11 protein-coding genes are annotated in these 13,239 nt (G+C 53.9%); 9 read left to right on the plus strand and 2 right to left on the minus strand.

Annotation, left to right across the window (positions count from 1 at the left end; translation table 11 throughout):
• Positions 1-134 precede the first annotated feature (134 nt).
• The 4 genes from HXY34_11775 (at position 135) to HXY34_11790 (ending at position 3,740) form a co-directional block, all read left to right on the plus strand.
• Positions 135-1,796, plus strand: coding sequence for a GTP-binding protein (locus tag HXY34_11775; GenBank protein NWF96811.1), 1,662 nt, complete (start codon positions 135-137; stop codon positions 1,794-1,796).
• Between the two features lie 126 nt (positions 1,797-1,922).
• Complete coding sequence (locus HXY34_11780; protein NWF96812.1) at positions 1,923-2,264, plus strand: hypothetical protein; 342 nt, start codon at positions 1,923-1,925, stop codon at positions 2,262-2,264.
• Positions 2,261-2,800, plus strand: coding sequence for a nucleoside 2-deoxyribosyltransferase (locus HXY34_11785; protein NWF96813.1), 540 nt, complete (start codon positions 2,261-2,263; stop codon positions 2,798-2,800). The genes HXY34_11780 and HXY34_11785 overlap by 4 nt, the downstream gene beginning before the upstream one ends.
• 4 nt (positions 2,801-2,804) lie before the next feature.
• Complete coding sequence (locus tag HXY34_11790; protein ID NWF96814.1) at positions 2,805-3,740, plus strand: DMT family transporter; 936 nt, start codon at positions 2,805-2,807, stop codon at positions 3,738-3,740.
• Positions 3,741-3,995: 255 nt separating this feature from the next.
• Here the strand turns inward: HXY34_11790 and HXY34_11795 are convergent, their stop codons facing one another.
• The gene (locus HXY34_11795) at positions 3,996-5,450 is read right to left on the minus strand and encodes an RtcB family protein (protein NWF96815.1); all 1,455 of its coding nucleotides are present in this window, start codon (positions 5,448-5,450) and stop codon (positions 3,996-3,998) included.
• A gap of 236 nt (positions 5,451-5,686) precedes the next feature.
• On the opposite strand from HXY34_11795, the gene selD reads away from it, so the two are divergent.
• The gene (selD, locus tag HXY34_11800; GenBank protein NWF96816.1) at positions 5,687-6,643 is read left to right on the plus strand and encodes a selenide, water dikinase SelD; all 957 of its coding nucleotides are present in this window, start codon (positions 5,687-5,689) and stop codon (positions 6,641-6,643) included.
• Positions 6,644-6,755: 112 nt separating this feature from the next.
• On the opposite strand, the gene HXY34_11805 is transcribed toward selD, so the two are convergent.
• On the minus strand, positions 6,756-6,920 hold the full coding sequence (locus HXY34_11805; GenBank protein ID NWF96817.1) for a hypothetical protein: 165 nt from the start codon (positions 6,918-6,920) through the stop codon (positions 6,756-6,758).
• Between the two features lie 197 nt (positions 6,921-7,117).
• Between HXY34_11805 and HXY34_11810 the strand changes: the two genes are divergently transcribed.
• The 4 genes from HXY34_11810 to HXY34_11825 all read left to right on the plus strand — a co-directional run bounded on the left by HXY34_11810 (position 7,118) and on the right by HXY34_11825 (position 13,231).
• Positions 7,118-7,819: a GTP-binding protein gene (locus HXY34_11810; protein ID NWF96818.1), complete on the plus strand. Its 702-nt coding sequence runs from the start codon at positions 7,118-7,120 to the stop codon at positions 7,817-7,819.
• Positions 7,820-7,884: 65 nt separating this feature from the next.
• A complete protein-coding gene (locus HXY34_11815; protein NWF96819.1) occupies positions 7,885-8,802 on the plus strand; it encodes a tetratricopeptide repeat protein in 918 nt (305 codons plus the stop codon).
• Positions 8,803-8,974: 172 nt separating this feature from the next.
• A complete protein-coding gene (locus HXY34_11820) occupies positions 8,975-12,763 on the plus strand; it encodes a hypothetical protein (GenBank protein ID NWF96820.1) in 3,789 nt (1,262 codons plus the stop codon).
• Positions 12,764-12,868: 105 nt separating this feature from the next.
• The gene (locus tag HXY34_11825; protein ID NWF96821.1) at positions 12,869-13,231 is read left to right on the plus strand and encodes a roadblock/LC7 domain-containing protein; all 363 of its coding nucleotides are present in this window, start codon (positions 12,869-12,871) and stop codon (positions 13,229-13,231) included.
• The last annotated feature ends 8 nt before the right edge of the window (positions 13,232-13,239 follow it).

The raw sequence follows: 13,239 nt of genomic DNA on the forward strand, positions 1-13,239 counted from the left end.
TGCGGAATCCGCCTCGTGCGGGTTTCGCCTCCCCCCTGTCGTTCGGTCATCTTGTAAACTCCATCGGAAGTATGTACATGAAGGTTTAATTTGCATCCTATCGGAGTAGACACTTGAAGCATGAGTGAGTCCCAATGATTCATAACACGTTCCTCATACGCGTTTCCACACTAAAGATCCTTGCAAACTCCAGCTATTGGCCTGTCAAGGTGAATCAGAAGGACATCAAGGAGTTTGTCACGACAAGTACTGAACTGAGGGCCGCAGATGTCAGTCTGAGAGATCTTCCGTTGATTGTGGGTGACAACAAGTTCGGTGGGAAGGAGATAGTAAAAGACCTCCTTCTGGTGTTCGCTTGCGACCGCAATGAGGATGATCACAGCCTCCAAGACCGATTGACGCAGGCTTCAAAGATTCTGAAGAAGCGAATTGCCGAGGTCGGACTCGATTCTGTCATTACAGATTATGCGCGGTTGATTGAGGAATCGGTCACAACGCGACTGAAGATTGCTCTCGTTGGGGAAGGTGGTGTGGGTAAGACCACTGCTCTTCATCTCCTTCTTGGGGACACTCCTCCACTCCAGTATGTACCCACAATCGCACTGAATCTTGAGACCGTTGAGAACATCCGATTTGGAAACTACTCTCTGGTCATCTGGGACTTTGCCGGGCAGGAGCGATTCAGGACGCTGTGGCGGTTCTACTTCCATGGTGCTGACGTCATCTTCCTGGTGTGCGACTCGACACTCAGGAATGTGATAATCAGCAAGGACATCCTGAAGCTTATTCGACGTGATGCTCCCAAGGTGCCCGTGTTTGCCATTGCTAACAAACAGGACAAGCCCAACGCCATGAAGCCTGAGGTTGTCCAGAAGGTCCTAGGTGTGCCTACCTACCCGATGGTGGCCATCGACAAGGCAAAGCGTGATGAGATGCTTCGGATCCTCATGACCGCAGCAGCACAGTATGTTGGAGTTGCTCTCCCAGATGTTCCAGCAAAGGACCTATTGCGATTCACTGACGAGGCCACAGAGCGGGCCTCAAAGGTCACTGTTCGGGGCGAAAAGCAAACCAAAGCGACCGACGAAGGTGTTGTGGAAGTTGTGGAAGAGGTCCTTGTGGATGAGGCTGGCCATGTTGTGGAAGCAGATGGCGAATACGAGATAGTCGAAGAGGTCGAGGAAATAGTAGACACGGTTGAAGAGGAAACGCCATCAGTGCCCACAGCCAGAATGGAACCGGCCGCTCATACTGTAGAAGAGCAGGGAACGGTTGCAGAAGAGCAGGGAACGGTTACAGAAGAGCAGGGAACAGTTGCAGAAGAGCAGGGAACAGTTGCAGAAGAGCAGGGAACGCATCCTCCTTCAGATGATGTGGAACTGACCGCGGCAACTGAGAGCCAAGTCCGAATCAGCACTGAGCTGGGCGACGCTCAGATTGAAATCTCTGACTCGGAGATTGAGATCTCCGACTCTGAGATTGAGATTGAAGTGTCCGAAGAGGGAAACGGTGTTCAACTGGCCAAGGAGTTTCTGTGTCGTGAGCTTGAGGCTGACGAGATACTTGTCGAAGAGCTTGACGCCGTGCCCGCGACGGAGATTGACAAGGCCCTCGAAGCACTCCGTAGCGACGAAGCAGCGGGCCCTGATGATGGCACACTCTCTCCCCAAGCAGTCGGTGACGATGAGAAGAAGGGACTAGTTCTTGTACTCGGACGCGACAGTCTTCCCAAGTCTAATCAGGATGTCAAGGGCGGCACGAAACACACTGTAGAGTCCGGTACAGACGTAGAATGAAGGTCTGAAGACGACTAGATGGACCGATGCCTTCATTGGGTGGTTATTCACGGAACAGACCCACTTCTATGTAGATTGGCCCAGCGAGCCGAGGTTCTCCCTTCTAGCAAGTTCGGAGAGGATGGTATGAGAATAAGCGATATTCAGGCCGGACAGAATGTGCCTGAGATCACGGTCAGAGTGGTTTCAGTCAGTCCTCCGAGGATAATCACGACTCGAGGTGGACGTAAGACTCAGCTTCGAGAAGTGTTGGTAATGGACTCGTCGGGCGCCACGATAGTCCTGAGCCTTTGGGGCTTTGGCAGTGGTGATGAACTGAAGGGAGGTCAGATTGTCAAGATTACTGATGGTTGGGCAAAGGAATGGCAGGGGAAAATACAGCTCTCTCTGGGCAGAGCGGGAAAGGTCGATGTGATACCCGACGATGGGAGTATACCTCCGATATCTGATCTGTCCAAGGGACGATGACTCGAGCTAAGAAGTCCGATAGGAGCGTATCAATAGTCATGACCCGTGTCTATCTGTCAGGTCCGATAGTAGACGAGAGCCGCAGAGAAGACACCTTCTACAGGACCGTAGTCGTCACGCTCGAAGAAATGGGCCTCACAGTGTTTGCTCCTCAGTTTCTCCCATCTGATAGCCCAGACCGCATCTTTGAACGAGACACCAATGAAGTCCGGCTCTGTGATGTCCTAGTGGCAGAGGTCTCTAGCCCGTCGCACGGCGTTGGAATGGAGGTAATGCTTGCAGTCGAGCTCATGAAGCCCGTGTTGATGTTCAGTCGAAGAGGGTCTCAGCGGCTTTCCTGCATGCTGCGTGGTGCGACCGGAAAGGCGCTCATCGAGTACTCGGACATCTCTGAGGTCCGAAGCCTACTTCAGAGCTTGGACTTTGATAGTCTGATTGTGCAGAGGTGTCCCGGCTGTGGTTCACAGGTCGCTCAAGTCACCGAAGACCGCCTCAGATGTGTGGCGTGCGGTCGGGAGTCGGTTCATCTGGTGTAAGGCTATGTCGAGCGGTGGTGGACTCGGGTCCCACAAACGTATCCGTATTGGATTGTTGCTGCTTCTGTCGATCTCCATGGTTTCCAGTGCCAGTGTTCTCATCAAGATGAGTAGTTCCCATCCCCTGGTCATTGTGTTTTGGAGGACTCTCCTAGGAGGGATTCTAATGGCTTTGGCTGCACTCCCCCATCGAGGCTACCAGTCAATTGCCAGTGATGGATTCAGAGAATGCTGGAAGTGGCTCCTGCTCATAGGCATGGTACTGAGTCTGCACTTCTATACCTGGTTCACATCACTCACACTCACCACAATCCCGGCCAGCGTGGCCTTGGTGAATATCTCACCTATTTTCACTGCAGCTTTCTCTACATTCGTTCTCCGAGAACCCCTTGGAAGAGTGTCATGGTCAGGGGTACTGGTGGCCGTGACAGGCGTCTTTGTCGTCGCATGGAATGACCTCACGGTTTCAGGACTCGGAGCGGTCACTGGCGACCTCCTCTCAATCATAAGTGGCTTCCTCTTGGCTGTGTATTTCATTGGCGGACGCCGATATGCCAAAGGACTTCCAATTGCTGTCTACACCATGATCGTCTATCTTTCTGCCGCAGGTGCCACTCTGTTACTCTGTTTTGCAATGTCCATAGATGTGGTAGTTCTAGACGCCGCAGAACTCACAATCTTCCTAGCACTGGCCCTCTTCCCGACTGCTCTTGGTCACTCAGTCAACAACTACCTCCTCACTCTGGTCCCAGCATATGTGGTGTCCTCTGCAGTGCTTGGAGAGCCCATTGGTGCGACCATTCTTGGTATACTGGTATTCGGAGAGAGTCAGATACCTACACCACTGGGTCTGGTAGGCTTTGTCGTTGTCCTATCCGGAATAGGACTGGTGCTTGCAGGAGTTGGTCGTGGCTCTTCACAGTCCGACCATGGCACTTGAGCAGCCGCCTGCTATACGAGTCCAAACCGGACAGGCTCTAGAATGTCCGGCTTCTGAGCACCTGCTGCTAACCGTTCATTCTTGGTTGGACAAAGTTGGACACAGGAGTCTTGTCACTCCCAGGATACGGCACTGGGGTCACTCCTTGAGGTCTCATGATGTGCCGAGCCGACCTCGAGCTCTCAGTTCCCGCACGGAGGTATACATGCACCACGCAGCGATGTCCAAGACCGTCCAACTTCTGGGCAGCTGCTGCTAACCCTTGATAACACCCATTGGTCTGAGTCGGACCACTTTCGTTGCAATCCCGACCGAGTCCGAGACCTTCACGACTTCGTCGACATCCTTGTAGGCTCCGGGTGCTTCTTCAGCAATCCCAATGGCTTGGGGTGACTTGACTATGATGCCATCCTTCGCGAGACTGGCCTGTACCTCCCGACCCATAAACTCCCTCTTTGCCTTCTCACGGCTCATGAATCTGCCCGCACCGTGTGCTGTCGAGCCAAATGACAGTTCCATGGCGGTCGGGCTTCCAACGAGTATGTACGACGCCGTTCCCATTGTACCCGGGATCAGAACCGGCTGTCCGATGTTCTTGTACTCGGCAGGTGTCTCTGGATGACCGGGTGGGAATGCTCTCGTCGCCCCCTTCCTGTGAACTAGTACCTTGCGCTTCTTTCCCTCTACTACATGCTCCTCAACTTTGCCTATGTTATGTGCAACATCGTAGACCAGTCTCATCTGAAGGTCTTCAGCAGATTGCCCGAATACCTTTGCAAAGGCCTCTCTCGTCCAGTGCATCATCGCCTGTCGGTTGGCCCACGCATAGTTAGCTGCCGCGCTCATCGCACCCAAGTATGCCTGCCCCTCTGTTGAGGTGGTTGGCGTACAACACAGTTCTCTGTCCGGTACCTCGATGTTGTACTTCCTCATCGCTTGGGTCATGATTCTGATGTAGTCACTGCAGACTTGGTGTCCAAGACCTCTTGAACCACTGTGTATCATGACTGTGACCTGCCCGACCCTGGTTATTCCCATGGCCTTTGCAGCCGCCTCGTCATAGATTGTGTCCACGGTCTGAATCTCAAGGAAGTGGTTGCCCGAGCCAAGAGTCCCGACTTGCCCCACTCCCCTGCTCTTGGCGTCAGAGGACACCTTTGATGCATCAGCTATCTCAAGGCTTCCGCCAGCCTCTGTGTGTTCGAGGTCTTGCTCCCAACCGAGACCCTTCTCGATGGCCCACTTGGCACCGAGACTCAACACCTCGTCGACTCCTGATGAACCGCTCAGCCGGGTCAGTCCGGACTTTCCAACTCCCGTGGGTACATCTTGGAAGAGTCTGTCCACAAGTTCTCTTATCTTGGGTCTCACATCCTTCTCATCCAGGCTGGTGGTCAGAACACGCACACCGCAGTTGATGTCATATCCGACCCCGCCGGGTGAAATGACCCCGCTGTCATAGTCTGTGGCCGCTACCCCGCCTATGGGGAAACCATAGCCCTGGTGTCCATCAGGAAGCACTATACTATGAGTGTAGACTCCGGGGAGGCATGCGACATTCGCTCCCTGCTCGAAGGTTGCGTCCTGTCGCATCTTATCTACAAGCCTCTGTGATGCATAGACTCTCACAGGTACTTTCATGCAGGGCTTGGTGCCCTTCGATATCTCGTAGACGTTGTCTCCTATTCTCTTGAGTTCCAAGACACTCATCTCCGGCCTGTCTTCGTTGTCAGCAGAGTCTTTTGCTATAAGCGTTCCGAAACAGCCCAGTCCTGTGCGTCGCCGATTGCTTATTATGTGGCATTTCCAGTAGCTGAAGGTTGGTCCTGACAAGAAACAATGGACCAAGGAGGACAGAAAGCCGAGTGACCGACATACGGCTCACATCAATGGTGACAACTCATGGCTGAAGCTGTAAGGTAAAGCAAGATGAACTCACAGGCCTTCTGCAGGCGGCTGGTCTGCTGGAACCAGGAGCTGTCTGTTCAGGCGGGCTCGGAGAGGATGCTGTGGTCAGAGTAGTTCGCGAGGACCTCGCCGTGGTTGAGAACATCGACGTCTTCACTCCAATTCATGACGACCCATTTGTGCAAGGGCAGATTGTTGCTTGCAATTCAACCAACGATGTCTTCACCATGGGGGTCACCGAGATTCTCTCCCTTCAGGCCTTCCTCGCCTATCCTCCCACAGTGACCAGGGCTGTCGCGGCTGCTGTCCTGCGTGGAATGAACGACTTCATGAAGTCGGTTGGTTCACGCGTAATGGGTGGCCAGACCATAACAAATCCCTGTCCTGCTTTCGGGGGTGTATGCATGGGCATTGCTCGACCCGACGAGATCATTCACTCTAACGGAGCTCGTGTCGGGGATGTCGTGGTACTCACAAAACCCCTAGGGATACAACCCGCAATGCGATCATATCGCGACATACAGGACGAGTCGAAGCGCGACCCTCTTCTTGCGCGATTCACTACGACCGAGCTGGAACGGATGCAGCAGACTGCAGTACGAATAATGACAAAGAGCGCTCTTGAAGTCGCGCGAGCGATGAGAGAGGTCGCCGCCCATGCTGCCACTGATGTCACTGGATTCGGCCTGCTCGGACATGGCTCTAATCTTGCTCGTATGAGTGGTGTCGACATTGTCTTCAGTCAGGTCCCAGTCATTCAGGGCACGCTTGAACTGGCCAAGTTCTTTGGTCATCGACTCGCCACCGGGCGCGGCGCAGAAACAGCAGGAGGTGTGCTTGTGGTCATCGACAAGTCCCGTGTCGAGGAGTTCTGTGGAATCCTCGAAGGTCAGTCCCTCCCATGTTGGATTGTCGGCGAAGTGACTCGACCTAGTGGACTTCCCGAGGCAAGATTGGCCTCGGATGTTCAGTATCTCGAAACTGGGTTCCCGTGATGTGGTCTTAACCCTCTGGGATTGCCACTGAGGACGGCCGCCGCAAGCGGCCAGTTTCAAACCTCGGTCAGTTCTCTTCAGTCAGTCGCCGCTAGACAGCCCCTTCTGGTGGCTACCCGAGCAGGTGGTTCAGGCTGTCAAACAGCTCAGTGATGCCTTCCAGTGAGGAGAGGTCAATCTCTGGGTCGATGAACTTCCTCAGCTCGGCAATCTCTGCGAGTTCTGGTTCTCGGAACAGCCAGAACTCCTCTTGGACCATTTCTCTAGACTCGGCCATGTTCGACTTCACTCCAAAGTGAATCTCACAGTATACTTCGTGTTTTGCCGATATAACTTCTTTGTATGTGCCCTATTCTAGCGACATTGTGTCCTGACAGCGCCGGGTCTCAGCCCGAGCATCCAACGACAAACCATTTATCTCCCGGTTTACTGCAAGGTTTGTGCGGCTCTAGTTATCCAAGATGGTGAGCGTGAATGAAGATTGTTGTAACGGGTCCATACGAAGCTGGCAAGAGCCTTCTCATTCATCACATAACAAATGGTGCATGCATAAACGTGGAACGGCGCGGGACCACCATTGCCATGGATCATGGTGTGGCTAACGTGGATGGTATGACCGTCTTCCTCTTTGGCACTCCGGGTCTTCTGCGCTTCAGAACGATGCGAAAGATACTGAGTTCAGGTGCTGATGGAATCGTATTCGTAGTTGACTCAGCAGACAAGGAGTCCGACGCAAGAGCCAAGATGTTCTTCAGGGAGATTGCCTTCTTCCTTCCCGGTGTCCCCTGCGTGGTTGCTGCCAACAAACAGGACCTCTCTGCCGCCCGGCCAGTGGATGTATTGAGGGAGGACATGCGTTTCTTGGCCGGCGTTCCTGTGATACCGGTGTCCGCAAAGACAGGTGCAAATGTGGATGCTATGCTTCGCACGCTCCTGTTTCTTACCATGATGCAATGGAGTTCAGTCTTCACCAAGTTCGCTCAGTACAGCGGCACCTCCCACGGACTCAGTAGCCTGATGTCCGACCTGAAGATGGGGCGTGACCAAGTAGTCGGGTATCTTCGTAGATTCGAGCTCAGAAAGCTCCTTGAGGTGCAAGTGGGCGACGAGCAGTTCGTGGTCCGGGACTCTGTGAGACCTCTCTTGGAGAATCCGTCGATGCTCGTACGACGCTAGAAGGTCATGGAGAAAGAATCAAAAGCGAGTGAAATGGCCCCGGTGCACAGACAGAGGTGAACCCCATGACCGAGGGCGACTCTTTCGAAGACCTTGACCCAGTACAACTCCTTGAACAGGCCGCAGCAGCTGAGCAAGCGGGTGACAAATCGACCGCGGCCAAAATACTCAACACGGTGGGCAATATCTACATGTCTGTTGCAGACTATCAGGAGGCCCTTACGAACTTCGAGCGTGCACTGAAGATGTATCAGGAGTTGGAAGAGGCGGCCGGAATTGGGGACACTATCTACAATCTCGGAGTCGCTCAGATCAACCTTGAGCGCTGGGAGGATGCTGCCAAGACCCTCAGTGAAGCTCTCGCTTTCTTTGAGAAGACCTCCAACGAAGATGGCACTGCAGACGCGCTCTACGGGTTGGCTCTTGCAAAGCTCGGTATGAATGCATTCGAAGAAGCCATGGAGTTCTTCAAGAAGGCCCAGCGTGTCTACAAGGCTGCCGGAAATGAGCAGGGCTTCGTGAGCACAGTCATGGATATCGGTAATGCATATGCCGACAAGGAGGACTGGGAGAACGCTGAGAAGACCTTCAAGAAGGCCCTGACAATCTATCGAGAACTGGATGACGCATCCGGCATCGCAGACGCTCTCTCGTTGTTGGGTGACATTGCTGAGACGCAGGAGAACCAGAAGAAGGCAGTGGAGCTGTTTGTGGAGGCTGCTCAATACTACGTCAAGGCTGGGATACTCGATATCGCCAGAGAGGTCATAGAACGAGCCGAGAGCAAGCTCTGGGATGTGCCCAAGGCAACTCGACGGCGCCTAAGACCGATGATTGACGAGGTGATTGACAACCTTCCTGAAGAACCTGAGGAAGAGGCGGAGGACGGGTCCGAACTCAGCGACGAGGACTTTGATGAGGAACTACTAGACATCGGGACTGAAGGTGAGGACTACTCCGACACGGACAACGACGTCGAGTGATGTGGCACGAGCAGGCTCTGACGCCCGGTGGAACCGCAGACAAAACTCTAATACAGTTGCTTCCCTCTCCGGTCTGTATCCGAAGAGGATGACTGTCATGTCCAAAGACTGCCGCAGTTTGCTCACCATCCTGACCTTTCTCCTAATCTTAGGTGCTAATTGGAGTCCTGGATTGCTTCAGAACACCGCCTCAGAGCATGCACGCGCCGGAGTGTTTCAACTGGCGGAGTTCATGGACACCTACAATACTGTTCCTCTGCGACGCGCTACCCTTGTCCATGCGGATTCCTCTTCCTACGTCGACGAGTTTGCGTATATGGCCTCTATCCCGTCAGGCGTCTTCGTGAACGGTACTAGCCGATATATCTCTCCCATTCTCTTCTTCAATCAGTCCGACTCACAGAGATGGCTTCTTGAGGACTGGGTGGAGTATCTCGATGTCGATGGCGGGGTTACTCAGTTCACGGTGGTCGGGGATGCCACACTTGAGTCTGTGGAGTCCGTTGCTACAGCGCTCGGTGTGGTACCTTACCCATGGGTGCGGGGAGGGACCTCGGCAGAGATTGCAGCTTATCTTGCACTGGCCGACTGGAGCGAATCCGACTCTGCGGTCGTCGCCCTCTCACATGATGCCTGGACCACTCCTACTCCCCTGACAGGGGAATCGAGTCGGTCGATGGAGGGACTGACGACTGTGACACAGACCAGTCAAGTCACAGTCCTTTCCGACAACCCCTTTTCAGTATCCTTCTCTTCCACCTCCGGTGTTGGTTGGCTGGAGGGCGCATTCAACTGGACAGGTGACTTCTGGTGCACTCATGTCTTGGACGATCCCCTTGGACATCATGTGGACTACTCGATAAGGAGCCAGACCTACTGGGAACGCTTCAGTCCACTTGTCCATGCGCCCGTGCCTCTCTACTTCTGGTATCCGAACACCGCAAACGGCACATGGGATGTCACAATCACTCCTCAATCGATAGGCATCTTCCCTGTCGTTCTTGACTTCGAGCTTATTCTTCACCCCGGGTACACGGAGTCTATCTCGGTCCCAGCCAACGCAAAGTCACTGGACGTCACTCTGTCTTGGGACAAGAGGGGTACTGACCTCAATCTCGCTCTGATCGACCCACAAGGACGGCTTGTCCAGTGGGCCCCCTCGGGTAGCCTGATCTCTGGTCCGGGACGCGAGTCTGTTTCGGTACCATACCCGATGGAGGGAGAGTGGCAGGTCGTTGTCGCCTGGATGAATGCTAATGGCGAGCAGAACAACGCGAAGGTCTCATGGGTCATTGAGCGGTTGCCTCAGGACCTGCAGTATTTTCTCGAGTCTGCTGCCAATGGTGCCGTCCTTGCTTCCCTTCTCAACTCCCCACTATTGTATACAGACGCAGCATCGGTCCCGGAGATAACGTCTTGGGTCATTGAAGAACTCGATGTCAACCACATCTTCTTGGTTGACCCCGCCAATCTGCACTCTGTATCGGTCATGACAGAACTCAGTTCACTTGGTGTTGTGGTCAATCTCTACAACTATCCCCTGGTCTCACAGTGGATTCGCCAGCTGTCCAAGAGCAATGATGTTGTCATCACTATTCCGCGTGGTGATGCATCGGAGTTCTTTCCAGCAGCTGCATACTCTGCAGCGTTTCATGGTGCTCCAGTCTTCTCTCTGTGTGACCAGCACAACGTGATGACCACGAGAGCTGAGGCAACATGGTACCCGTATCTCATAGGACCAGAGATCGACATCTACATCACCAGTAGATACTCCACACGAAGTGAGAACGGCTGGTTCGACGAGCGCATACCTAACCGTTATACGATGACGAGTTCGGTTGAGGCGTTCGAGGGTTTCCTAGACGACCGGGGTGCGTATAACTCGACTGTCCCTCAGAAAGTGGTAGTCGTGTCCCCTGATACTGTCATCAAGACAAGCTTCGACCGGTCCATACAGAGCCACTTCTTGCCCGGTCGGATTCCTGCCGCAACACCCTCTCTGGCAGCGGTGCAGGTCAATCGTGCGGCTCTCCACAGGTTCATTTTCCGGATCGCTGAGTCCGCAGACCGTGCGCTAGTGACGATGTATGCGTACACTCACGGTGCTCAGTTCATTGACAACGGTGCCCAGATCCATACCATCTACCAATTTGAGAACACATCCGACTCTGTTCAAGACGCCGGGTTGGAAGTCGATGCTCATGTGGGCTACAGCGAAGTCTTCGCATCTCTCGCGGCTCAACCTGCCCTGTGGGTCCTTAGCACCCACGGGACGCTGACGCGCTATCCCACGGACCCTCCAGCTCGCCCGGGTGGAGACGGTCTCTTCTCTCTGCGCAGCACGGATGCAGAGTATGGTCGTGAGAGTTCGTCAACCAGAGACGCAAATGCAGACAAACTGGTCAACCCTGTCCAGTTCACGGAAGAGGAGTCTCTTCATCGAATCGAGTCGACCGCCACGCTCGCGGCCGGTGTGGGTAACATGGGGTCTCCCATTGTTATTCTCACAGCCTGTCTTCTAGGAGGTTCAATGCTTCCCATGACGCTCATGGAGCACGGGGCTGTGTCAGTTGTGGCCTCGCCACGCACAGTCTATTTCCAGCCGGCTGCGATGGTATCTCTGGTCATGCTTGAAGACCTCGCCAGCGGTGAGACCATTGGTAGCGCGCTTGGTCATGGAATCGTGCAGGTCTCATATGACTATTCAAATCCGCCCAGCCAAGACCCCAGAGACTATGCATGTCAGCATGTGCTCTTCGGCGATCCGAGCATCATGCTCTATGACCCTGATGCTGTTCCAAGGGTGCCTGCTGTAGATGGGCAATCTGCAGTCTTTGGCTCTCACGTACCTGGACGTGGAACGAACCCGGTGGCTGCACTGGGCACCTCGAGTACGCTTCCGTCGGCACTCACACAAGCTGGCGTGGACTATGACTATTATGAGGTTGATAACTACTCTGGCTTCCGTAGCCTCCTTCCAGTCCGGAAGTGCGTGATTCTAGAACCTGGCTCTTACGACTCATTCTCCGCATTGATGGCTGTAGATGCATCTGCTCTGGCAACATTTGTGTCCGGCGGTGGTGTCTTGGCCCTGATTGGCGTGTCCGACGATAGTGAATGGCTCCCGTGGGGAGCTTCAGTCGACGAAGGTCCTAGCGGCCTGTCTATCGAACTCACTGACACTACACACCCTCTGATGACAACTCCCAATCTCCTCAACAGCAGCACATCTTACCAAGGCCGTTTCTTGTCCATGTGGGAGAACTACTCGGTCCTTGCCACCGACCCCATAGGACCCGTAATCATCGCATCTTCTGTCGGCTTTGGAAAGGTGATGCTGTCAACCATCCGTCCTAGTGGCGAATGGCTGAACCAGTTTGTGGAGAACATCGCTCTGTGGGGCAACCAGCCGTCGCTGTGGTTGAGATCCATCTCACTCAGTCAGGTGATCATATGGGGCGGAGACCGTGTAACGGTCGTGCTCCGTATCACGGACCGTGTTGGCAAGCCTGTCTCCGGGGTTGCTCTGAGTCTACGGTTGAACTCCTCAGATGTCAGTGACAGACTCCACGAGACCACTCCTGGTCAGTTCAGCATACTGTTGGACGAGACGTGGACGAATGAACATGTGGGTATGTTGACATTGAACCTGACAGCGAAGAAGGCTGGGCATGACACACTCACACTTGTGCTGTACCGATTCATGTACGTCCGGCCGTCGCCCTGGCCTGCGATAGCGATACTCTCGATTGGGATAATAGCGCTCTTCGTCGGGTATGCATATATCAAGCGACGCAGAGGTGAGACAATCCTACCATCATGGCACCTTGGAAGCCTCATCAGAAGAGACAACATGACCAGAGAAGAGCGCAAGCGGAAGAAGGAGGAGGAACGCAGACGGAGAGAGGAGCGAAAGAAGAAGGAATCGGAGTTTGATGCCAAGGAGTTCTTTGGTGTATGAGTGTTTTGCGCAAATGAGTGGGTCGGACGCCCCATTCTCATAACAAGATTTTATAGTGGAGTGGATGCGACTCACCTCATCTACCTTGGTGTAGAGGTCAGCCAGATGGCAAGCCGTGTAGACAAGATCAACTCAGCAATTCGCGATTTTGAAACAGTGCCCGGTGTGGAGGGCGCCGCACTAGTCTCTAGTGATGGTCTGATGATATCGTCAGCATTGCCTGAGAGTGAGCAGGAGCGCGTTGCCGCAATAAGCGCTGCGATGCTCTCCCTGGGTGAGAAGATCTCAGGTGAGCTCAATCGCGGCAGTTTCCTTGAAATATACGTGAAGAGTGAGAGGGGTTACACACTGATGACCTCTGTTGGGGACAATGCCCTCATGATGGTCCTGGCCAAGCCCGACGCACAGCTGGGGCTTATCTTCCTAGACATGAAGAGGCTGGCTCAGAGCCTCGTAGACATACTGTAGACGTGTGA

The sequence above is a fragment of the Candidatus Thorarchaeota archaeon genome (assembly GCA_013388835.1).
Classification (GTDB): Archaea; Asgardarchaeota; Thorarchaeia; order Thorarchaeales; family Thorarchaeaceae; genus JACAEL01.

Bases quoted from the DNA above. Each gene is read 5' to 3' on its own strand.
- HXY34_11775 (NWF96811.1), top strand. From the start codon at position 135: ATGATTCATAACACGTTCCTCATACGCGTTTCCACACTAAAGATCCTT.
- HXY34_11780 (NWF96812.1), top strand. From the start codon at position 1,923: ATGAGAATAAGCGATATTCAGGCCGGACAGAATGTGCCTGAGATCACG.
- HXY34_11785 (NWF96813.1), top strand. From the start codon at position 2,261: ATGACTCGAGCTAAGAAGTCCGATAGGAGCGTATCAATAGTCATGACC.
- HXY34_11790 (NWF96814.1), top strand. From the start codon at position 2,805: ATGTCGAGCGGTGGTGGACTCGGGTCCCACAAACGTATCCGTATTGGA.
- HXY34_11795 (NWF96815.1), bottom strand. From the start codon at position 5,450: ATGAGTGTCTTGGAACTCAAGAGAATAGGAGACAACGTCTACGAGATA.
- HXY34_11805 (NWF96817.1), bottom strand. From the start codon at position 6,920: ATGGCCGAGTCTAGAGAAATGGTCCAAGAGGAGTTCTGGCTGTTCCGA.
- HXY34_11810 (NWF96818.1), top strand. From the start codon at position 7,118: ATGAAGATTGTTGTAACGGGTCCATACGAAGCTGGCAAGAGCCTTCTC.
- HXY34_11815 (NWF96819.1), top strand. From the start codon at position 7,885: ATGACCGAGGGCGACTCTTTCGAAGACCTTGACCCAGTACAACTCCTT.
- HXY34_11825 (NWF96821.1), top strand. From the start codon at position 12,869: ATGGCAAGCCGTGTAGACAAGATCAACTCAGCAATTCGCGATTTTGAA.